Annotated in this window: 21 protein-coding genes; 16 read left to right on the forward strand and 5 right to left on the reverse strand. The window is 65.0% G+C overall.

Going from position 1 to position 20,838, the window contains the following annotated elements; genetic code table 11:
• Positions 1 to 27 precede the first annotated feature (27 nt).
• The 6 genes from ACT3UQ_RS18375 (at position 28) to ACT3UQ_RS18400 (ending at position 7,213) form a co-directional block, all read left to right on the forward strand.
• Positions 28 to 1,245, forward strand: a complete 1,218-nt coding sequence (locus ACT3UQ_RS18375) for a sarcosine oxidase subunit beta family protein (protein ID WP_096286670.1) — start codon at positions 28 to 30, stop codon at positions 1,243 to 1,245.
• Between the two features lie 16 nt (positions 1,246 to 1,261).
• On the forward strand, positions 1,262 to 1,561 hold the full coding sequence (locus tag ACT3UQ_RS18380; protein ID WP_105554468.1) for a sarcosine oxidase subunit delta: 300 nt from the start codon (positions 1,262 to 1,264) through the stop codon (positions 1,559 to 1,561).
• Positions 1,558 to 4,467, forward strand: coding sequence for a sarcosine oxidase subunit alpha family protein (locus ACT3UQ_RS18385; RefSeq protein WP_444637665.1), 2,910 nt, complete (start codon positions 1,558 to 1,560; stop codon positions 4,465 to 4,467). Before ACT3UQ_RS18380 ends, ACT3UQ_RS18385 begins: the two co-directional genes overlap by 4 nt.
• On the forward strand, positions 4,460 to 5,080 hold the full coding sequence (gene soxG / locus ACT3UQ_RS18390) for a sarcosine oxidase subunit gamma family protein (protein ID WP_105554470.1): 621 nt from the start codon (positions 4,460 to 4,462) through the stop codon (positions 5,078 to 5,080). The genes ACT3UQ_RS18385 and soxG overlap by 8 nt, the downstream gene beginning before the upstream one ends.
• Positions 5,081 to 5,262: 182 nt before the next feature.
• Positions 5,263 to 5,754 (forward strand): universal stress protein, encoded by a 492-nt coding sequence (locus ACT3UQ_RS18395; RefSeq protein WP_181148614.1) that lies wholly within the window; start codon positions 5,263 to 5,265, stop codon positions 5,752 to 5,754.
• Between the two features lie 58 nt (positions 5,755 to 5,812).
• Complete coding sequence (locus tag ACT3UQ_RS18400; RefSeq protein WP_444637666.1) at positions 5,813 to 7,213, forward strand: mycothione reductase; 1,401 nt, start codon at positions 5,813 to 5,815, stop codon at positions 7,211 to 7,213.
• On the opposite strand, the gene ACT3UQ_RS18405 is transcribed toward ACT3UQ_RS18400, so the two are convergent.
• Entirely contained in the window at positions 7,210 to 7,533 is a 324-nt protein-coding gene (locus ACT3UQ_RS18405) for a CHY zinc finger protein (RefSeq protein WP_181148613.1), read from the reverse strand. The genes ACT3UQ_RS18400 and ACT3UQ_RS18405 overlap by 4 nt on opposite strands.
• Before the next feature lie 25 nt (positions 7,534 to 7,558).
• Entirely contained in the window at positions 7,559 to 8,038 is a 480-nt protein-coding gene (locus ACT3UQ_RS18410) for a hypothetical protein (protein WP_146112510.1), read from the reverse strand.
• Between the two features lie 268 nt (positions 8,039 to 8,306).
• Between ACT3UQ_RS18410 and ACT3UQ_RS18415 the strand changes: the two genes are divergently transcribed.
• The 4 genes from ACT3UQ_RS18415 to ACT3UQ_RS18430 all read left to right on the forward strand — a co-directional run bounded on the left by ACT3UQ_RS18415 (position 8,307) and on the right by ACT3UQ_RS18430 (position 12,588).
• Positions 8,307 to 9,677: an MFS transporter gene (locus tag ACT3UQ_RS18415; protein WP_308727267.1), complete on the forward strand. Its 1,371-nt coding sequence runs from the start codon at positions 8,307 to 8,309 to the stop codon at positions 9,675 to 9,677.
• Between the two features lie 180 nt (positions 9,678 to 9,857).
• Entirely contained in the window at positions 9,858 to 11,387 is a 1,530-nt protein-coding gene (locus ACT3UQ_RS18420; RefSeq protein ID WP_105554474.1) for an HNH endonuclease signature motif containing protein, read from the forward strand.
• Between the two features lie 171 nt (positions 11,388 to 11,558).
• On the forward strand, positions 11,559 to 12,032 hold the full coding sequence (locus tag ACT3UQ_RS18425) for a hypothetical protein (RefSeq protein ID WP_181148611.1): 474 nt from the start codon (positions 11,559 to 11,561) through the stop codon (positions 12,030 to 12,032).
• A gap of 7 nt (positions 12,033 to 12,039) precedes the next feature.
• Positions 12,040 to 12,588 (forward strand): CGNR zinc finger domain-containing protein, encoded by a 549-nt coding sequence (locus ACT3UQ_RS18430; protein WP_105570276.1) that lies wholly within the window; start codon positions 12,040 to 12,042, stop codon positions 12,586 to 12,588.
• Between the two features lie 66 nt (positions 12,589 to 12,654).
• Here the strand turns inward: ACT3UQ_RS18430 and ACT3UQ_RS18435 are convergent, their stop codons facing one another.
• On the reverse strand, positions 12,655 to 13,566 hold the full coding sequence (locus tag ACT3UQ_RS18435) for a LysR family transcriptional regulator (protein ID WP_444637667.1): 912 nt from the start codon (positions 13,564 to 13,566) through the stop codon (positions 12,655 to 12,657).
• A 125-nt stretch (positions 13,567 to 13,691) separates the two neighbouring features.
• Between ACT3UQ_RS18435 and mmsB the strand changes: the two genes are divergently transcribed.
• From mmsB to ACT3UQ_RS18465, 6 genes are all read left to right on the forward strand, one after another.
• Positions 13,692 to 14,621 (forward strand): 3-hydroxyisobutyrate dehydrogenase, encoded by a 930-nt coding sequence (mmsB, locus tag ACT3UQ_RS18440; protein ID WP_105570275.1) that lies wholly within the window; start codon positions 13,692 to 13,694, stop codon positions 14,619 to 14,621.
• A 4-nt stretch (positions 14,622 to 14,625) separates the two neighbouring features.
• Positions 14,626 to 15,750: an alcohol dehydrogenase catalytic domain-containing protein gene (locus tag ACT3UQ_RS18445; protein WP_105554479.1), complete on the forward strand. Its 1,125-nt coding sequence runs from the start codon at positions 14,626 to 14,628 to the stop codon at positions 15,748 to 15,750.
• 41 nt (positions 15,751 to 15,791) lie between these two features.
• The gene (locus ACT3UQ_RS18450; RefSeq protein WP_105554480.1) at positions 15,792 to 15,983 is read left to right on the forward strand and encodes a hypothetical protein; all 192 of its coding nucleotides are present in this window, start codon (positions 15,792 to 15,794) and stop codon (positions 15,981 to 15,983) included.
• The gene (locus tag ACT3UQ_RS18455) at positions 15,980 to 17,131 is read left to right on the forward strand and encodes an ROK family transcriptional regulator (RefSeq protein ID WP_444637668.1); all 1,152 of its coding nucleotides are present in this window, start codon (positions 15,980 to 15,982) and stop codon (positions 17,129 to 17,131) included. Before ACT3UQ_RS18450 ends, ACT3UQ_RS18455 begins: the two co-directional genes overlap by 4 nt.
• Before the next feature lie 111 nt (positions 17,132 to 17,242).
• On the forward strand, positions 17,243 to 18,052 hold the full coding sequence (gene ppgK, locus ACT3UQ_RS18460) for a polyphosphate--glucose phosphotransferase (protein WP_444637669.1): 810 nt from the start codon (positions 17,243 to 17,245) through the stop codon (positions 18,050 to 18,052).
• 6 nt (positions 18,053 to 18,058) lie between these two features.
• A complete protein-coding gene (locus ACT3UQ_RS18465) occupies positions 18,059 to 18,874 on the forward strand; it encodes a Cof-type HAD-IIB family hydrolase (RefSeq protein ID WP_105554483.1) in 816 nt (271 codons plus the stop codon).
• Between the two features lie 79 nt (positions 18,875 to 18,953).
• Here ACT3UQ_RS18465 and ACT3UQ_RS18470 read toward each other — a convergent pair whose 3' ends face one another.
• Positions 18,954 to 20,180: an amidohydrolase gene (locus ACT3UQ_RS18470; protein ID WP_444637670.1), complete on the reverse strand. Its 1,227-nt coding sequence runs from the start codon at positions 20,178 to 20,180 to the stop codon at positions 18,954 to 18,956.
• A gap of 11 nt (positions 20,181 to 20,191) precedes the next feature.
• Positions 20,192 to 20,818, reverse strand: a complete 627-nt coding sequence (locus tag ACT3UQ_RS18475; protein ID WP_444637671.1) for a hypothetical protein — start codon at positions 20,816 to 20,818, stop codon at positions 20,192 to 20,194.
• Between the last annotated feature and the right edge of the window lie 20 nt (positions 20,819 to 20,838).

Below are 20,838 nucleotides of genomic sequence, written 5' to 3' on the forward strand. Positions count from 1 at the left end.
AAACCTGCAGAAGATTGGAGCATAATCATGGCTGACCTGCTTCCCGAGCACCCAGAATTTCTCTGGAATAACCCGGACCCGAAAAAGTCCTACGATGCGGTGATCGTCGGCGGCGGCGGGCACGGACTGGCGACCGCCTACTACCTGGCCAAGAACCACGGCATGACAAATATCGCCGTCCTTGAAAAGGGCTGGCTGGCCGGCGGAAATATGGCCCGCAACACCACCATCATCCGTTCGAACTACCTGTGGGACGAATCCGCAGGCATCTACGAGCACTCCCTGAAGCTCTGGGAGCAGCTGCCCGAGGAACTGGAATACGACTTCCTCTTCTCCCAGCGCGGAGTGATGAACCTGGCCCACACCCTGGGAGATGTGCGCGAATCGGTACGCCGCGTGGAGGCGAATAAGCTCAACGGAGTGGACGCCGAATGGCTGAGCCCGGAACAGGTCAAGGAAGCCTGCCCGATCATCAACATTTCCGACGACATCCGCTACCCGATCATGGGCGCCACCTACCAGCCCCGTGCCGGCATCGCCAAGCATGACCACGTTGCCTGGGCCTTCGCCCGCAAGTGCAACGAGCTGGGCGTGGACCTGATCCAGAACTGCGAAGTCACCGGAATCCTCAAGGACGGCAACAAGGTCACCGGGGTGAAGACCAACCGCGGCACCATTCTCGCCGGCAAGGTCGCCCTCGCGGGCGCCGGCCACTCCTCGGTGCTGGCCGAAATGGCCGGCGTCGACCTGCCGATCCAGTCCCACCCGCTGCAGGCACTGGTCTCCGAACTCTTCGAACCGGTGCACCCGACGGTGGTCATGTCCAACCACATCCACGTCTACGTCTCGCAGGCGCATAAGGGCGAACTGGTGATGGGCGCGGGCATCGACTCCTACAACGGCTACGGCCAGCGCGGTGCCTTCCACGTGATCCAGGAGCAGATGGCGGCCTCCGTGGAGCTCTTCCCGATCTTCGCCCGAGCCCACGTGCTGCGCACCTGGGGCGGCATTGTGGACACCACCATGGATGCCTCGCCGATCATCTCCAAGACCCAGGTCGAGAACCTCTACGTCAACTGCGGCTGGGGAACCGGCGGCTTCAAGGGCACCCCGGGTGCCGGCTGGACCTTCGCGCACACCATCGCCAACGACGAGCCGCACAAGCTGAACAAGCCGTTCGCGCTGGAACGCTTCGAAACCGGCTACCTCATCGACGAACACGGCGCCGCAGCCGTGGCCCACTAAGAAAGGGAACCAACTCATGATGCTGATTGACTGCCCGAACTGCGGGCCACGCAACGAAACCGAATTCAAATTCGGCGGCCAGGCGCACGTCGCCTACCCGGACGACCCGCAGGCGCTGAGCGATAAGGAATGGGCGCAGTACCTGTTCTACCGCAAGAATCCCCGAGGCATCAACGCCGAACGCTGGGTGCACGCCGCCGGGTGCCGCAAATGGTTCAACGCCCTGCGCGACACCGTCACATACGAATTCAAGGCAATCTACGGCGCCGGCGAAGCCCGCCCGGAACTGCAAAACACCGAGGGAGGCACCCGATGAGCACCACCGATTCATACCGTCTGGACGCTGCGCAGGCAGTCGACGCCCGGGTGGACTACGCGCAGCCGCTCGACGTGAAGCTGAACGGCCAGCCGCTGTCCGCGTTGCGCGGGGATACCCTGGCCAGCGCGATGCTGGCCTCCGGCATCCGCCGGGTGGGCGACTCGCTGTACCTGAATCGCCCGCGCGGCATCTTCGCCGCCGGGGTGGAGGAGCCCAACGCGCTGGTCCACATCCACGCGCGGCACAGCGACGACGTGGACGAGTCGATGCTCGCCGCCCCGGTGGTTCCCGCCGCCCAGGGGCTGTCCGCCCGCACCCTGTCGGGCCTGGGCACCATGGACCCGCGCAAGGACGAGGCCTACTACGACCACGCGCATGTGCACACCGACGTGCTGGTGGTCGGCTCCGGTCCGGCAGGCCTGGCCGCCGCCCGCGAGGCCGCCCGCAGCGGGGCGCGGGTGATGCTGCTCGATGAGCGCGCCGAAGCCGGCGGACGGCTGCTCGACGCGCCGGACGAACAGATCGACGGGATCGACTCCTGCCAGTGGATCGCCCAGGTCACCGCCGAGCTTGAGGCCGCAGAGGAGACCACCCACCTGCAGCACACCACGGCGCTGGGCAGCTACGACTCGAACTACGTGATCGCCGTGCAGCGCCGCACCGCGCATCTGGACGATGCGCCGGCTCCGGGGGTTTCGCGCGAACGCGTCTGGCATATCCGTGCCGGGCAGGTGGTGCTCGCCACCGGCGCCCACGAGCGTCCGCTGGTCTTCGAGAACAACGACCGCCCGGGCATTATGCTCGCCGGCGCCGTGCGCTCCTACCTGAACCGCTACGGGGTGCGCGCCGGCGCGCAGATCCTCGTGGCCACCACCAACGACTCGGTCTACCCGCTGGTCACCGAGCTGGCCGCCAGCGGCGGGGTCGTCGCGGTCGTCGACGCCCGCGAAAACGTCTCGGTGGCTGCCGCCGAGGCGGTCGGCGCCGGGGTGCACGTGATCACCGGCTCGGTGGTCGTGGATACCGAGGCGGGCGCCAACGGCGAGCTGTCGGCCGTCTGGGTCGCCAGCCTGGATGCGCAGAACAACATCGGCGCCGCGCAGCGCCTGGCCGCGGACACGCTGGCCATCTCCGGCGGCTTCAACCCGGTGGTGCACCTGCACTCCCAGCGCCAGGGCAAGCTCGCCTGGGATTCCACCGTGCACGCGTTCCTGCCCGCGGCACCCGTCGCCAACCAGCACCTCGCCGGTTCGCTCACCGGCCGCTTCGACACCGCCGGCGCGCTGGCCGGGGGCGCCGCCGCAGGTGCCGCGGCGGCCACCGCCGCCGGCTTCGCGACGATCGCCCGCGTGCCCGAAGCCATCGAGGTGGCCCTGGGCGAAACCCGCCCGGTCTGGCTGATCCCCTCGCGCCAGGGCGAGGACGCGGTGCACTACAAGCACCACTTCGTGGACCTGCAGCGCGACCAGACCGTGGCCGAGGTGCTGCGCTCCACCGGAGCGGGCATGCGCTCGGTGGAACATGTGAAGCGCTACACCTCGATCTCCACCGCCAACGACCAGGGCAAGACCTCCGGGGTGGCAGCCATCGGCGTGATCGCCGCGGTGCTGGGCATCGAAAACCCGGCCGAGATCGGCACCACCACCTTCCGCGCCCCCTACACCCCGGTCTCCTTTGTCGCCCTCGCCGGGCGGAACCGCGGCCAGCTGCTGGACCCGGCCCGCATCACCGCCATGCACCCCTGGCACCTGGCCCAAGGCGCCGCGTTCGAGGACGTCGGGCAGTGGAAGCGCCCCTGGTACTACCCGCAGGCGGGCGAGGACATGGACGCGGCGGTCTACCGCGAATGCGCCGCGGTGCGCGACTCGGTGGGCATGCTGGACGCCAGCACGCTGGGCAAGATCGAGATCCGCGGGGCGGACGCGGCCGAATTCCTGAACCGCATCTACACCAACGGCTACACCAAGCTGAAGGTCGGCATGGGCCGCTACGGGGTCATGTGCCACGCGGACGGGATGATCTTCGACGACGGGGTGACCCTGCGCCTGGCGCAGGACCGCTTCTTGATGCACACCACCACCGGCGGCGCCGCGGAGGTGCTGGACTGGCTGGAGGAGTGGCTGCAGACCGAATGGCCGGAGCTGGATGTCGTGTGCACCTCGGTCACCGAGCAGCTGGCCACCGTCGCGGTGGTCGGGCCGAAGTCCCGCGCGGTGATCTCCAAGCTTGCCCCGGAACTGGACGTGTCCAACGAGGCGTTCAAGTTCATGGCCTTCGTGGACACCACGCTGGAAAACGGCACCCCGGCACGGATCAGCCGGATCTCCTTCTCCGGAGAACTCGCCTTCGAGATCGCGGTGCCGAGCTGGTACGGGCTGGGCACCTGGGAGGCCGTCTACGCGGCCGGCGAGGAATTCAACATCACCCCGTACGGCACCGAAACCATGCACGTGCTGCGCGCCGAAAAGGGCTTCATCATCGTCGGGCAGGACACCGACGGCACGGTGACCCCGCAGGACGCGGCCATGGGCTGGGTGGTCTCGAAGCTGAAGGATTTCGTGGGAAACCGCTCCTTCAACCGCGATGACAACCAGCGCGTGGACCGCAAGCAGCTGGTCTCCGTGCTGCCGGTGGACAAGACCCTGCGCCTGCCCGAAGGCACCGCGCTGGTCGGAGCCGGAACCCCGGTCACCCCGGCCGACGGCCCGGTCCCGATGGAAGGCTGGGTCACCAGCTCCTACAACTCGCCCGCGCTGGGCCGAACCTTCGGCCTGGCCCTGATCAAGAACGGCTTCAACCGCATCGGTGAAGTCCTCAAGGCCCCCGTCGGCGACCAGCTGGTCGACGTCGAGGTCTGCGAAACCGTACTCTACGACCCGGAAGGCAGCCGCCGAGATGGCTAAGCACAGCGTGATCGAACCAACCACCGACCTGCGCCGCTCCCCGGCCGCGCACCTGGCCGAGGCGATGGCCCAGGCCTCCGTCGCCGGGACGCGCGCCGTCGCATTGCGCGAGATTGCGCTGGCCAGCGCGGTGTCGCTGCGCGCGGTTCCCGGCAGCGCCGGGCATCAGGCGCTCGCCGAGGCCACCGGCGTGGGCTTGCCGACCGGCGTCGGCGAGGTCGCCGGGAGCGTAGCCGGCACCGCGGTGCTCTGGCTCGGGCCGGACGAATTCATGGCCTTCAACGCCGCCGGACAGGAGCTCACCGAGCCGCTGGACTCCGCCCTGGGTCAGGCGCCGGGCCAGGTGATCGACCTTTCGGCGAACCGTGCGGTGCTGGAGCTGCGCGGTGCCGGGGCCACCTTGGTGCTGCGCAAGAGCTGCCCGGCCGATCTGCATCCGCGGGCCTTCGCGGTCAACCAGGCGATCACCACCACGGTAGCGAATGTGCCGATCCTGCTCTGGCGCACCGCGGAGAACAGCTGGTATGTGATGCCGCGCGCCTCGTTCACCGAACATGTGGTGCACTGGATGATCGACGCGATGGCCGAGTTCGCCGCGGACCCGGTCAGCTAGGCACAGCACGTTCGACAGCAGCAGGGCACCTGGCGGGCCGGTCCATTTTCGGGCCGGCCCGCCGGTGTCCGGCGGCAAAAATTTGCGGACAAGACTCCGGCGCGCTGGCATACTGGGATTAGCGACGCAATCTCGTTGCGGCGGATGGGAATCCGCACTCGGCACGATCCGTGGGAGTCATGATGACCGAGCGTATTTTGTTAGTTGGGGTTGAACCGGGACAGTCGCCGACGGTCCTCGAAGCCGTCATCGAGCTGGCCGAGGCCACGGGCGCGAAGATCATGTGCCTCTATGCGGACTCCGGCCGTTTTGTCACCGAACGCCTGCCCACCGGGGAAATTGTCGAAGACACCACTTTCGATGGGGATGAGCAGTTCCAGCAGGATTTCTCCGCGGCGCTCGCCGAACAGCTTTCGCAGGCCTTCGCCGGGACGAAGGTCAGCTGGGCGGCGCGCACCGTCGCCGGCGATCCGGCCAAGGCGTTGATGCGGGTGGCCGATGAGCTCAACGCGCAGCTGATCGCCATCGGCACCCGGCGTCCGGGGCTGCGTAGCCGGATGGAAGAACTCATGGACGGATCGATCGCCGTCGCGCTGGCCCATCGCCAGTCCCGTCCGGTGCTCGTCGTCCCGCAGGTTCCCGGATTCTTCGAGGCGCAGTCCGCGAGGTCATGAAGCTTCGCCCGGAGGCGAAAATAGCTCTGCGGAACCGCCGCTGGCCTACGATGAAGCCATGACTCGGCGCAACGTAGATCTCGCAATCATTGGCTCAGGTTCCGGCAACTCGCTGATTACCGACTACTGGGACGACAAGCAGGTAGCCATCGCCGAGGGGTCGACCTTCGGCGGCACCTGCCTGAACGTGGGCTGCATCCCGACGAAGATGTTCGTCCGCCCCGCCCATCTGGCCCGCGGCATCGAAGAGGCCGCCCGGCTCGGGATGCAGCTGGCCGTGGAGAAGGTCGACTGGCTCGCCATCCGCGATCGGATCTTCGGGCGCATCGACCCGATCTCCGCCGGCGGGGAGGACTACCGCAAGCGGCTGGAGCACGTCGAGCTCATCTCCCAGTTCGTCACGCTGCGCGAGGGCAAGACCCTGCGGGCCGAAGACGGCACCGAGATCACCGCCGAGCAGCTAGTCATCGCCGCCGGATCCCGCCCCACCCTGCCCGCGCTGGAAGGCATCAACCTGGACGGGGTGCACACCTCGGACACCATCATGCGCCTGGCGCAGCTTCCCGAACGGCTGGTCATCATCGGCGGCGGCTACATCGCCTGCGAGTTCGCCGCCATCTTCTCCGCCCTGGGCTCCGAGGTCATCCAGCTGGTCCGCTCCGGGGCGCTGATGCGCCACCTGGATGCCGAGATCAGCGAGGCCTATAACGCGGAGGCGACCGCCCATTGGCAGGTGCGCTATCACACCGAAGCCCGCGCGCTGCGCCCGGCCGACTCCGGGCTGGACGTGGAGCTCGGGGGAGAAACGCTGCGTGCCGACGCGGTGCTCGTGGCCATCGGCCGCACCCCGAATACGGATCTGATCGGCGCGCGGGAAGCCGGCCTGGATCTGCACGAGGACGGCCGGCTGCAGGTGGATGAATACCAGCGGGTGCTGCGCGGCGGGCAGCCGGTGGTTGGCACCTACGCGCTAGGGGACATCAGCTCCGAAATGCAGCTGAAGCATGTGGCGAACTACGAGGCGCGGCTCGTCGCCCACAACCTGGAGCATCCCGGAGAGTTGCGCAAGAACTCCGACCGTGCGGTCCCGGCAGCGGTGTTCACCCATCCGGAACTTGCCACCATCGGGCTCACCGAGGAAGAAGCGCGCGCGCAGCTCGGCGCGGAGCACCTCACCGTGAAGACGCAGAAATTCGGGGACACCGCCTATGGCTGGGCGATGGAGGATCGCACCGGACGATTCAAGGTGCTCGCCGACAAGCGCACCGGCCAGCTGGTGGGTGCCCACGCCATGGGGCCGGAGGCCTCGAACCTCATCCAGCCGGTGATTATGGCGATGAACCTGGGCATCGATGCGCACACCGCGGCCACCGGCCAGTACTGGATCCATCCGGCGCTGATGGAGGTCGTGGAAAATGCCCTGCTCGGATTGGACGTCCCGGACTCGGGGCTGCTCTAGACCTCGAAATACAGTTCCAGGTGCAGCTTGCACCCGGGGTTGAAGAGCGCGGCGCAGGCGGGGCAGGTACTCGCGCCCAAATATTGCGTGATGCTCAGCTGGGCCTTGCAGACCCCGCAGAGCACCGCCGGTTCGCCGAAGCGCTCGGCCGGCCAGAGCCGTACCTGGTGCCCGGCAACTTCCGCGTGGCACAGGTGGCACGGATAGTACTGTCCGCAGCAGAAGTGCTTGATGGCGATGACATCGAAGTCCTGATGGTAGTGGGCGCAGCGCGTTTGCGGGTCGACCTCGACCCCGAGGACTGCGGGTGTATCGCTCATTTGTGCTCCTTATCCATCACGTAGCCTACTCATCGACGAACACCGTGACCCAAATTTTGGAGTCCTTCTCGGCGGTAATTTCTATTCGTTGCTCCGTGGGCCGGGCGCCTACCGGTGCGCTCATGCTGCTTGCGCCCTGGGTGGTGCACCCTCCGGTGGCCGAGCTACTGCCGTGGTTCGTGAGCTGCAACTCCCAATCACCGCTTCCGGTGCAGAGCACCGCAGCGCCTAGCTGCGTGTGCTCATCGGGAAGAGAAGCAACGTCGACAGTGATGCTTCCGCTGCCGGTGGCTTGGGCAATGATCGCTGCCTTCGGATTGGTTGAGGATAACGCAGCTTGCTGTTGGCCGAACATTGCGCCATCGCTCTCATCGCTGCCTACGGGCTGGTCAGCGGAAGCTTCTGGTGTCGGGTCGATCTCTGATGCATCCCCGGTGCAACTAGCCAATGAGAAAGCCAGTGCCGCTAGCAGGGTGACGACAGGCAAAGTTTTTATCATCCTCATGGGAAAATCATAGGTCTCTTCGACTGTCTGCGCTACAGCGGCTCTGGAACTGCTCGGCGCGGCAAACAGCCGGCGCTCGCCGGCAGATCGCGGCACCGCATCCCCGCCCGACCCGAAGCCGTTGTGCATTGATGCACGCTCAATGTGCGAAAGAGGAGCCCGTATTGGCGTGCTGACACCTACCTTCCAAGTGTGATCTAGGACATACTCGTGATTGATCATCACAGGTGGGGTTCGAAATCGAATCTCTTGGCTGGAAGGAAAACCATTGGTATCCGAAACCTCAACCAAGGCCGAACGCAAGGGGCTGCGCCGCGTCGTCTCCGCTTCCATGGCCGGCACCGTCGTGGAATGGTACGAATTCTTCCTTTATGCCACCGCCGCGACGCTGGTCTTCAACAAGGTCTTTTTCCCCGAATCGGCCAACGAGCTGGATAACATCATCAAGGCGTTTCTGACCTACGCGGTCGGTTTTGTCGCCCGCCCGATCGGCGGCATCGTCTTCGGCCACTTCGGCGACAAATACGGACGAAAGCACCTCTTGCAGATCGCGATTGTGCTGGTCGGCGCGACTACCTTCCTCATGGGTTGCCTGCCGACCTTCGACGCGATCGGCTACGCGGCACCGATCCTGCTGATCGTGCTGCGCTTCCTGCAGGGCTTCGCCGTCGGCGGCGAGTGGGGCGGCGCGGTCTTGCTGGTGGCCGAACATGCGCCGAACAAGGAGCGCGGCTTCTGGTCCTCATGGCCGCAGGCGGCGGTGCCGATCGGCAACCTGCTGGCCACCATCGTGCTGCTGGTGCTCTCCTCCACACTCAGTGAGGAAGCCTTCCTCGCCTGGGGTTGGCGTGTGGGCTTCTGGCTTTCGGTAGTGATCGTGGTCGTCGGCTACTACATCCGCACCCGTGTCTCGGACGCCCCGATCTTCCAGGAGGCCAAGGCCGAGCTGGAACAGAACGCGGCAGCCGGATACGGCGTCAAAGAGGTCTTCCGCCGCTACCCGCGTGGGGTGTTCACGGCCATGGGCCTGCGCTTCGGGGAGAACATCATGTACTACATGGTGGTGACCTTCTCCATCACCTACATGGCCACCCAACTGAAGATGGATACCTCCACGATTCTCGGGTTGATGCTGCTCGCGCACATCTTCCATGCGGTCCTAGTGCCGCTGGTCGGCAGGATGACCGACACCCGTGGGCGCCGACCGGTCTATGCCACCGGGGTGATCCTGATGGCCTTCTGGGGCGTGATCGCCTTCCCGCTGTTCAATACCGCAAACGACTTCGTGATCCTGTTGACCATCACCGGTGGCTTGGCCGTGCACGCATTGATGTATGCCGGTCAGCCGGCGATCATGGCAGAAATGTTCCCCACCCGCATGCGCTACTCCGGTGTCTCGCTGGGCTATCAGGTCACCTCGATCGTCGCCGGGTCGATGGCGCCGATTATCGCCACCTTCCTGCTGAAGGTCTATGGTTCTTGGGTGCCGGTGGCCGGTTACATCGTCTTCGCCGCGCTTGTCACCATGGTGGCCGTCTACTTCATGAAGGAGACGAAGGGGATTAGCCTGGCCGCTATCGACGAGCAGGACCGCATCGACACCGGGCTGCTCAACGAGGCGGTAAAGGTCAAAAAATAGGCAGAAGAACGCGGCCGGCTCCGCGCAGGGGCCGGCCGTTGCCATGCCACGATGAGGTTCTAGCAATCGTTGCCGCATCGCAGAGCAGCATCGGAAGTGAACCTGATTCGCCACTCAATACTTTTCCACATTGGGCTAAAACCCCGCTCAAACAGTCCGTAGCCCGCGAGATCATTGAACATGGGACTACAAGAGATATTTCAGAGCGACGATGATACCCATCGTCTCCCGCTGAACCCGCCAGGACACCGGGTTGCTTCCCATCCTGACGGGTTGTTGACCTCCTTGGTTGAGCATGAGAAGTATTTCAGCCAGATCGCGGCGCTGGCCGCCGAACTCTACAACCTGCCGCCGTTGCAGGATCCGGGCTCAGGGCTGGTGCGGCTGCAGAAGCTCGCGAGGCTGCGGCGCATGCTCGACGCGGCCGAGGCGGTGACTCTTTCGGACTCGGTGGAACTGGTCGCCCAGGTCGTGGCCGAAAACAGCAGTGCGGATCCGAAGACGGAAACCGAGCAGCAACGCCGTGAGCGGATCAGCGCGAACTACTACGGCGTGGACCCGGCCGCCGAGCAGATCATCCGTTCGAACTTCATCGCCGAAGCCGCCGTGGCGTTGCGTGAGTCCGAGGAGAAGGTCCGCGGGAAGCTGTTCATTGCCGACGGGCTGCGCCATTTGTGCACGGACACGCTGGATGCTTTGGCTGCCGGGGAGATCACCACGAAGGCGGCGGGGGATATCGTGAAGCAGGCTCAGGATTTGGGGTCCGCCGATATCCGGCGGATGGAGCATGTGCTGTTGCCGATGGCGAAAACCGCGTCGGATGCGGCCGTGAGCCAGCGTGCTCGGCGGATGCATGACCGGATGAACCCCGAATCGGCGCAGGAGCGCCATGAGGCGGCGAAGGAGTCCCGGGCGTTGACGCATTGGAGTGAAGCGGACGGGATGGCGGCGTTGAAGTTGCGTGCTCCGGCGGCGGATATTATTTCCATGGTCAACACGGTGAAGTATTTCGCGAGGCATGATGTGGATCCTGACGATTCCCGTACCCAGGGGCAGCGGGAGGCTGATATTTTCCGTGATGCCCTGCTCGATGGGTGGCCGGCAACGGGTGGGACGCCGTTGAAAACGCGGGTGGCGTTGACTATCCCGGCGGTGGAGACCTTGGCGGATCCCAAGCGGGCGTTGGCGGATTTGGAAGGGTATGGGCCGATCCCGGTGGGCACGGCCTTGGCGTTGGCGAAGGACGCTCCGTCGATGCTGCGGGTGCTGACCGATCCGTGGACCGGGGCCGCGATCGATGTGGGGCGGCAGAAGTATCGTCCTTCGCAGGCGTTGAAGGATTTGTTGCGGGTGCGGGAGGTGCATTGCTGCTTCCCGGGGTGCCGGCGTACCGCGGAGACTTCGGAGATTGATCATGTGGAGGATTGGGCCAAGGGCGGGCACACGGATCGGAGTAATACGAAGTTGCTCTGCAAGCGGCATCAGATGTTGAAACACGCGTTGGGGTGGCAGTCGATTTACCGCCCTGATGGGTCGGTGGGTTGGCGGACTCCTCATGGGTTGGTCTGTCTGGAGTTGCCGGGCAGCGTTCAGGTGGTGCAGAACTTCGATCACGTTCATGACCGGACTCCGGTGCGGGAGGTGGGGCTGACTGATCGGGTGCGTCGGGTGTTGGGTTGGGTTGATCCGCCGGATCGGATTGCTAGCTAGTTGCGTTGCTGGGTTGTTGGGTGAGTGATTTTTTCATTCACCGCCGCTAGATCACATTACCTATCTGATACTTGTTTACCGGTTGCCGGGGGCGCGGTGTTCTTGGTGCCGGCTACTGGTCTGCGTGGCGTGTGTCTTGGTGGCTGGTTGGTGGTCGGGTTTGGTGGCTGAGTGAAGAATATTCTCAGTCAGTCGGTGCCCTGGTTCGTGCGGCGCGAGGCAGATTTGCTGATCGAGTGGGCTGGCCGTGCGTGGGTGACTGAAAAATTTATTCATCTGTGTTCGGGCGCCAAGTTCGTGGATGGTGGTCCGGTTGCCGCGAAACGGCAGCCCGGTCTGCGGGTGCTCGGACCGCTGTTCGGCAGAGGAGAGAAACCGTCAGTTGCTCCTCTGCCTCACATTGCTCGATGCCCGATCTGGCAGGGGGCGCAGCTCGGCGCTCAGCGGCGTTGGTACGAGGTTCGTTTGGTTCTGGATGTCGACTCGCCGCACTCCACATTCAATGCAACGCACGTAGATGACATAGCCGATCGAAGTAGGGTGCTTGGACTCGCTGATCCAGCTGTGCTCGTGGGTGCCGACGAGCGACGTGTTTTGCTGAGTTTTGATGTTCTGTTCAATGTGCATACTACTACCATGATGTAATGGTCTTATGCATCTCAACCCTTACGGAGAATATGCGGTTCTGCTAGCTGCCTCGCTCGCCTCGTCCTGGCCGGAAGACCGTGCCGGAATCGTCTCTCGCGCACGGGAATTCGGAATGACAGTTCCCTTTCCCGAGGAAAGGGGGGACTACAATGCGGTTCGCCGTGTCATCGACGACTGGCTGACCGTGGTGGATGCACCAGACCCGCAAGAGCGTGCGCGCATCCTCAATGAGCACATGGCCACCGCCTCTGCGTATCCGCGGCTTACCGACCACGATGATGAAGGGTGGCATCTGCACTATCGGGATGCCGACGCGCGCGCCTTGCCCCACGTGCTCTCGGCTGTTTTCAGCGTGGGCACCGCCTTGCATCTCACGACCCGTGGGATGCATCGCCTGCACCGCTGCGCTGCGGGATCGACGCCGGGGGATCCCTGCACGGCGGTAGTGGCCGATGTGACGCGCAACGGCAGGCAGCAGTATTGCTCGGTGCGCTGCGCGAACCGGGCGGCTGTCCGCAGACACCGTGCCCGAGCAACGGCGGGCAGCGACTAGTGCGGACTGGCAGCAAGCGAGGGGCGACGGGTTCGCGGCCGCCCTCCGCCTAGGCAGTGCACCGGTTCAGCAGGGGAAGGGCGGGATGAACCAGGTGCCATGTGCGGCGGCATCGTTCAGCGCACGCACCGTCGCCTGAACCGCCTTGTTGCGCAGCGCCTCCTCGCGGCCCACCAGCCAGTATTCCGAGGTGTAGGAGAACCGATCGTGCAGCACCGGCACCAGGTTCGGGTACTGCTCGGAGAGGAAGACCGGCAGCAGGCCGAGTCCGGCGTGGTTCATCGTCGCGGCGAATTGCACGGCGATGCTGGTGGAGGACACCGAACGGCGCATCGGGGGAAATAGGCTGGTCGCGTCGTCGAGCTTGTCCACGGTCAGCGCGGTGTCGATGTAGTAGTTCAGGTAGTGCTCGCGCAGATCTTCCAATGCGGTGGGGGTGCCGCGGCGCTCCAGATATTCGGCGGTGGCGTAGAGCCGCAGTTCATAGTCCATCAGCTTCGAGGACACCGCGCGGCGCACATGCGGTTCGCCGATGACGATCTCCAGGTCCATGCCGGTGCGTGTCTGCCGCGCCCGGGTGGTTTCCGAAACGATCTCGAATACCAGCTGCGGGTGCTCTTCGTGGAGCCTGGCCAGCGCCGGGGCGGCCAGGTGGGCGCTGAACGCGTCGGGCGCGGCGACCCGCACATGCCCGGTGAGCTGTCCGGTGTCCTCCTCGGTGCCAATCGCCGCCACCGCCTGTTCGATGGCCTCGGCGGAAATCGTTGCGCGCCGGCCCAGATCGGTCAGCTCCCAGCCGTTCGGTGTGCGGGTGAGCAGCTGTCCGCCCATGGCTTTCTGCAGCGCGGCGATGCGCCGGGAGATCGTCGAATGGTTGACCCCGAGCACGCTCGCGGCAGCGGTGTAGCGGCCCAGGCGCGCCACCGTCAAGAAGGCGATCAGGGATTCGAGGTGGCGGTAATCGATCTGGCGGTCCATCCATACAGTGTGCACCAGCGCACAGCAGTGTTGCAATAATGACCTTTCCTTGTGCGTTGAGGTTGTGATCCGCCGCACCTACGCTGGGAATTAGTTAGGTCAACAAGGCTACGGAGGGTACGGCAATGAGCGTTTACGCATGGATCGGCTTGGGCAATATGGGTGCTCCGATGAGCGGGAACCTGGTGCGTGCAGGGCATACGGTGCGCGGTTATGACCTGAACGCCGAGGCCTGTGCCGCGGCCGAGGCGGCCGGCGTGCAGATCGCGGCCAGCATCGCCGAGGCGATGACCGGCGCCGACGCGGTATTCACCATGCTGCCCAAGGGCGAGCATGTCCGTGCGGTGTACGAGGCGCCCGAGGGGGTGTGGGCCAACGCCACGAGCGATATGCTGCTGCTCGATTCCTCCACCGTGGATATCGAATCCTCCCGAGCGCTGCACGAGGGCAGCGCGCAACGCGGCCTGGACTTCGTCGATGCGCCGGTCTCCGGCGGGATCTCCGGGGCGGCGGCCGGCACGCTCGCCTTCATGCTCGGCGGCCGGGCCGAACTGATGGACCGGGCGGTGCAGCTGATCTCCCCGATGTCGGCCAAGACCATCGTCGCCGGCGGACCGACCTCCGGGATCGCGGCGAAAATCTGCAATAACATGATGCTGTTCATCGACCTGATGGCCAGCGCCGAAGGCTCCCAGCTGGCCGAGCGCCTGGGGCTTGATGCGAAGGTGTTCTGGGAGATTGCCTCGGTCTCCTCGGGGCGTTCCTGGGCGCAGCAGACCTGGTACCCGGTGCCCGAAGTGATCGACACGGCGGCGGCGAACAACAATTTCGAGGCGACGTTCCGCGTGGATCTGGCCCGCAAGGACGTGGGCCTGGCGCTGGACGCCGGGGCGCTGACCGGGATCGACCTGCCGGCCGCCACACTGGCCCGGGAGCACTTCGACAGGCTCATCGCCGAAGGCCTGGCGGACAAGGACTGCTCGCTGATCGTGAAGAATCTGGTGCCCGACGGAGTGGTGCGCGGCTACACCCCGCAGGTCAGCGTGGGGCGGTAACGCAATGCGCAGCATCCGGGCCGCCGTCCTTCAGCAGTCGGGGGCCGCACGCCCCTACGCGCAGAGCAAGCCGCTGCGGGTTACCGAGGTGCAGCTGGCCGAGCCCGGGCCCGGCGAGGTGCTGGTGCGCATCGAGGCTGCCGGGTTATGCCATTCGGACCTGTCGGTGATCGACGGCAACCGGCCCCGCCCGCTGCCGATGGTGCTCGGCCATGAGAGCGCCGGACTGATCGAGGCGCTCGGCGCGGGAGTCAGCGACCTGCACGTAGGCCAGCGGGTGGTCTCGGTCTTCCTGCCGCGCTGCGAAAACTGCGCCGCCTGCGCCACCGGCGGCAAGCTGCCCTGCACGGCCGGCAGTGCGAGCAATGCCTCCGGCACCTTGCTCAGCGGTGCGCGCAGGCTCGCGGCCGAGGGCCAACCGCTGCACCATCACCTGGGCGTTTCGGCCTTCGCCAGCCACGCGGTGCTGGACCGCCGCTCGGTGGTGCCGGTCGGCGCAGACGTGCCGCCGGCGGTGGCGGCGGTGCTCGGCTGCGCGGTGCTCACCGGGGGAGGCGCGGTACTCAACGCGGGCCGGCCGGTGCAGGGCCAATCCCTGATGGTGCTGGGCCTGGGCGGAGTGGGCATGGCGGCGCTGCTGGTAGCCATCGCCCATACCGCCGGCTGGACCCGCCCGGCCCGGCTGATCGCGGTGGACATGAACCGCGATAAGCTCCAGCGCGCCCTGGAGCTCGGGGCCACCGAGGCGCTCACCCCGGATCAGGCCGCGGATAGGGGGATCACCGCAGACGTGGTGATCGAGGCCGCTGGCCACCCAAAGGCGTTTGAATCCGCGGTACGCGCCACGTCAATCGGCGGCACGCTGGTGACCGTGGGGCTCCCGGCTCCCGGAGCGCTGGCCGAAATCGAACCGCTCGCGCTGACCAGCGGCGCGCGCACCCTCATCGGTTCCTACCTCGGCTCGGCCATCCCCGCCCGGGATATTCCCTACTATGAACAGCTCTGGCGCGACGGGCTGCTGCCGGTCGAGGAACTGCTCACCGGCCAGCGCCCGCTGAGTGAAATCAATTTGGCCTTCGACGAGCTCGCCGATGGGAGCACCATCCGCCAGCTGATCGCCTTCGACTGACCGCGTCGGACGAGGTCGCCAGCCGTGATAGTTTAGCGATTATGTCCGTGAAGAATGACCCGCCCGCCTTGCCGAACCTGCGTGAGGCCGGTGGGATTCCCGCCACCGGGGGAAGCATCCGGCCCGGGCTGCTTTTCCGCCGCGCCGCCTCCCTCGGCGACTACCTGCTCGCCCACGGCTTGAGCGTCCGGCAAATTGAACGGCTCGGGGCTCGGCTGGTGGGCAGCCGGTGAGCACCCCCGCGCCAAGCACCGGACCGCGCGCCCTGGCCACGCTGACCGATAGGCAGATCTTCGATTATCTGTGCCTGCACCAGCCCGCCACGCGCACCGATATGTCCGATTTCTTGGGCCTGTCCAAACCCACCGCTTCCCAGGGGATCTTGCGCCTCCAGGAGAACGGCCTGGTCAGCTCCGTAGCGGCCGAATACGATCCGAAGGCCGCGGTCCGGCGCGGACGCGCCCCGGAGAGCTACGGAATCAACCAGGATTTTGGCCATCTGCTCGGGCTGAGCCTGGAAGCCGGCACGCTGCTGGGCCGCACCACCGATCTGTCCGGCCGGACCGTGGCCGACGCGCACCTTGCGGTACCCATCGAGGCCAGCGCCGCGGCGGTGCAGCAGCTGGCCGCGGGCATGGTGCACGAACTATGCGCCGCCAGCCCCGGGAGCACCCTGCGCGCGGCACTGTCGCAAAGTTCGCCGGTGCAGCGCGCCGGAGAGCGGAGCACGGCGCTGCCCACCCCGGTTTTCGCCGGTTCCTCGGCCTCTTTGGCGCCGGTGGTGCACGAGCTGACCGGGGCCCCGACCAGCTTGGACAATGACGTGAACTGGATGGCGCAGGCGCAGATCGCACTCGATGCGGGCCGTGCTGCCCAATCCTTCGTGCTGCTCTACGTGGGTCCCGGTATCGGCACGGCCTTGGTGATCGACTCCAAGGTGCATCGCGGCGCCAGCGGCACCGCCGGCGAGCTGAGCGGGCAGCGCTTCGCGGAACACACGTTCCTGGAGCGCTTGAGCCATGCCGGGCTGACCGAGGCGGACAGCTCCCGGGTGGATTGCGCCCGGCTGCTGCGGGCGCTGCGTGGGGAAGAGCCGGCCGATGATCTGGTCGCCGGGCTCACCGAGCTGCTGGCCGAGGTGCTGGGCAATCTGCTGGCATTTTTCGATCCGCACCGCTTTGTGCTCTGCGGTCCGCTGGCCCCCTTCGAGTCCTTCACCTTTGCGCTGCAAAACGCATTGGCGCGTAGGATGGGGCCGGGGAGAACCGTGTTTGAGATCAGCACGCTGGGCGAGGATGCGGCACTGCACGGGGCTTTGCATGGGGCGAGGTCCAGGTATCTGGCGCAGCTTTGGTCAAGTTACCGGGCAGAAGGCGTCTAGGCATTGACTGCGAAGCTCGCCGCTAGCTATTGTAAAGAGTCCTTAATATAGTTTCTGGTTTGCTTGCCGTGCGATACCCCACGGCCTGAACCTCTTGCAGGGGAGTACCTGATGGCAACATCTGACGCATCGGCAGCTGAGTCGCAGTACGCTGCCATCGGCCTTGACATGGGCGGCTCATCGATCAAATACGCCTTGGTCGACGCCGCCGGAAAGCTCGTGGAGAGCACCTTCGGCCAGGCCACCACGCCGGACGGCGCCCACCCGGACGCCGTGGCCCAGGTGATGTCGGAGATTATCGGCGAGCTGCAGCGGCTCACCGGCGAAGAGCTGGACGGTATCCCCGCCGGCGTCACCGTGCCCGGCGTGGTGATCGACGGGGTAGTGCATACCGCCGCGAATATCGACGAGGCCTGGATCGGGCTGGAGGCCACGGCGATGCTGAGCCAGGTGCTGGGCCGCGAAGTTTCCGTGCTCAACGACGCGGACGCGGCGGGCATGGCCGAGGTGTACGCCGGCGCCGGCTCCCAGGACGGCCGGCCGATCAAGGGCAGCACCCTATTGCTGACCTTGGGCACCGGCATCGGATCGGCGTTCTTCCGCGACGGGGTGCTCTTCCCGAATGTGGAGTTCGGGCACCTGGAGATCGACGGATTCAACGCGGAGAGCAAGGCCGCCGCCCGGGTGATGCGCGAAGAGAACCTCAATTGGGAGCAGTACATCGCGCGCCTGCAGCGCTACCTGTCCCACGTCGAATTCCTCTGCAGCCCGGATTTGATCGTCATCGGCGGCGCGATCTCCGAAGACCATGAGCAGTTCTTGCCGCAACTGAAGCTGCGGGCCAAACTCGTGCCGGCAGAATACAACAACGCCGCCGGGGTGCTGGGCGCCGCGCATCGCGCTTTGCACTCGGGCACTTAGGAACCTATGCATACCATTGACCCGAACGCCCAAATCAAGCTCGTCGCCGTTGACATGGACGGCACCTTCTTGGACGGTGAGGGGCAAATCCCCGAGGCGGCCTGGGCCGTGATCGACGAACTGCAGGGGCAGGGCATCAGCTTTGTCCCGGCCTCCGGGCGGCAGTTCGCCACGCTACGCGAACAGTTCGCGCAATTGGGCGAAATCGCCATCATCGCCGAGAACGGCACCGTGGTGATGCACGGCGAGAACGAGATCTACTCGAACATCATCGCCGGAACATCGGTCGCCGCGGTGATCGCCGCGGTCCGCGCCCAGGAACAGCTGGATGCCGGACTGGTGCTCTGCGGCCGGCGCACCGCCTATGTGGAACGCAGCGACGCGGCCTTCACCGCCGCGATCGCCCCGTACTACCGTGCGGTGCAGGTCGTCGAGGACCTGACTCAGGTGCAGGACGAGATCATCAAGATGGCGGTGAACGTGGGCACCGGTGCGGTGCAGGAGATGGCCGCGGCCCTGGAAGTTCCGCTGCAGGTGGTGATCTCCGGAAGCCATTGGGTCGATGCCATGAACCATGGGGTGCACAAGGGCCTTGCGCTCAATGCGCTGCAGGAAAAACTCGGCGTCGGGGCCGATGAAACGGCCGTCTTCGGCGACTACCCGAACGATCTGGAAATGATCAAGGCCGCCACCTATTCCTTCGCCATGGCCAACGCCCACCCGGTGGTGGCCGCCGCGGCGAACTTCACCGCCCCGGCGAATACCGAGCACGGGGTGCTGCAGGTTCTGCGCGCCTACCTGCAAGGGCGCAGCGAGCTCTGAAACGCTAGCTGCCTGAGTAGCGGGAATCCCCCGGGGGCGAAGCCTGAGCTAACAGTCCCCGGGGGATTCCGGACGATCCCTATCTGGCCAGGTAATGACCAATCCCAGCCGTTGCCGCACGTACGCCGGTTGCCAGCGTTGGTTCGTAGTCCGGTAGGAAATACGGCGAGTGGTTGACTGGAAAATCGCCTGTGCGCGGCAAAAATCCGCCGAAAAACCAATATACGTACGGAACGGCTATTTCATCCCCTAGCGCGCCGAAATCTTCCGATCCCATAGCCGGGGGCAGCTCTGCTACTTGGTCGGCACCCAACTCTGCAGTCAGTGCCTGCTTGATTCGTTCGGTGTGTTCCGGATCGTTGTGAAGTTTCGGGAATGAATTGAGCTTCACGATTTCAGGAATTGGTGCATTGGAAGCGGCGGCTTCGGCCTCGACTATTCGTTTTACTCCGCTGAGGATCTTGGAGCGTGCGCTGTCGTCGAGGGTGCGGATATTCAGCGTGAATTCGGCGTGATCGGGAATGATATTTTCCTTCAGACCCGCGTGGAAGGTGCCGCAGGTAACTACGGCGGGCGTTTGTGGATGCAGCTCCCGGGATACTAGACCCTGCAAGCGCGTGATCGTATGCGCTCCAAGCAGGATCGGATCAATAGAGTCCTGCGGCATAGAACCGTGTGACTGCTTACCGCGCAAGGTAACTTTTAGCGAATCAGCCATGGCCATGGCCGGTCCGCTAGTGATTCCAATGGAACCGGCGGCAAACGGAAAGACGTGCTGGCCCAGTATTACTTCTGGTCGCGGTGCCTTGTCCCAAAGTCCGTCGTCCAGCATGGCTCGGGCTCCGGCGCTTGTTTCCTCACCGGGCTGGAAGATCCAGACGATGGTACCGCTCCAAGCGTCGGTCTGTTCGGACAACAGAGCAGCTGACGTCAGAGCGACCGTCACATGCGTGTCATGTCCGCAGCCATGCATAACAGGGACTTCGGTGCCGTCTGCCAACGTGCCGCGAACACTGGAAGCGTAGTCGGCGCCGGTATCCTCCGCGATAGGAAGGCCGTCGGTATCGGCCCGGAACCCGATGACAGGCCCCTCACCATTGCGCTGGATCCCGACTACACCGGTTCCACCGCACGCGAAGTTCTCGATACCTAGTGCATCGAGCTGTTGCGAGATGTAGGCTGCCGTCCGATGTTCCTGCATGGAGAGTTCCGGGTTGGCATGCAGATGACGATACATCTCGTGCATGGCCGAGGTTTGCTCGCTATCTAGAGTTGTGCTGAGCGAGGCGGTAATTTCGTGGTTCATGGGGGATCCTTTTAGTCTTCGGGGCTTGCATGGACTGTCCGGCGATTCCGGAAAATCCAGGAAAATATGATGGAAGATACTACAACCAGAGCGGTAGCGAACAGCGCCAGCGAAGGCACCAGAGGAATGACAGCGAAATACATGATTAGTGAAAGCAGGATTGCGATCAGGGTTGGTCGTGGTTGCTTCATTGCAACTATCGCTTGAACTAGGACTGCACCCATTAGCGACGGCAGGATGTAGATGCGGGCAACTTCGATCATTTCGGTTGGAATAACCGAAATCATCCAAGAACCGAAGAAGCCGACAAAGACCAGCAAGCTGGTCAGATGGACAGTGGCAGCCCCGCAAATCGCCATGACGGCGGCCAAATCCCCACGCCGTGTTCCTGGCTTGGCATCGATTGAGGATTGGGCCACAATGGCCGCCGGCAGCAGCTTGTTGGAGATGTTGCCAATCATGAAAGCTTGATACATAGCAGCTGAGCCGAGGATGGGGAAGTAGGTCAGCGGCTCCACAAACCAGAAGACCCCGAAGGTGGCGGCCACAGCCGCGAATGCCACCCAGATCATTGCTGGGCTGATCTCAAGATCGGTGAACAGCACGAGATAGGCCGGGCCCAGCAGCGAGAAGAGCAATCCAGCCGTCATGGTGATAG

This window comes from Glutamicibacter sp. AOP12-B1-11, from assembly GCF_052379245.1.
In the GTDB taxonomy this organism is placed as follows: domain Bacteria; phylum Actinomycetota; class Actinomycetes; order Actinomycetales; family Micrococcaceae; genus Glutamicibacter.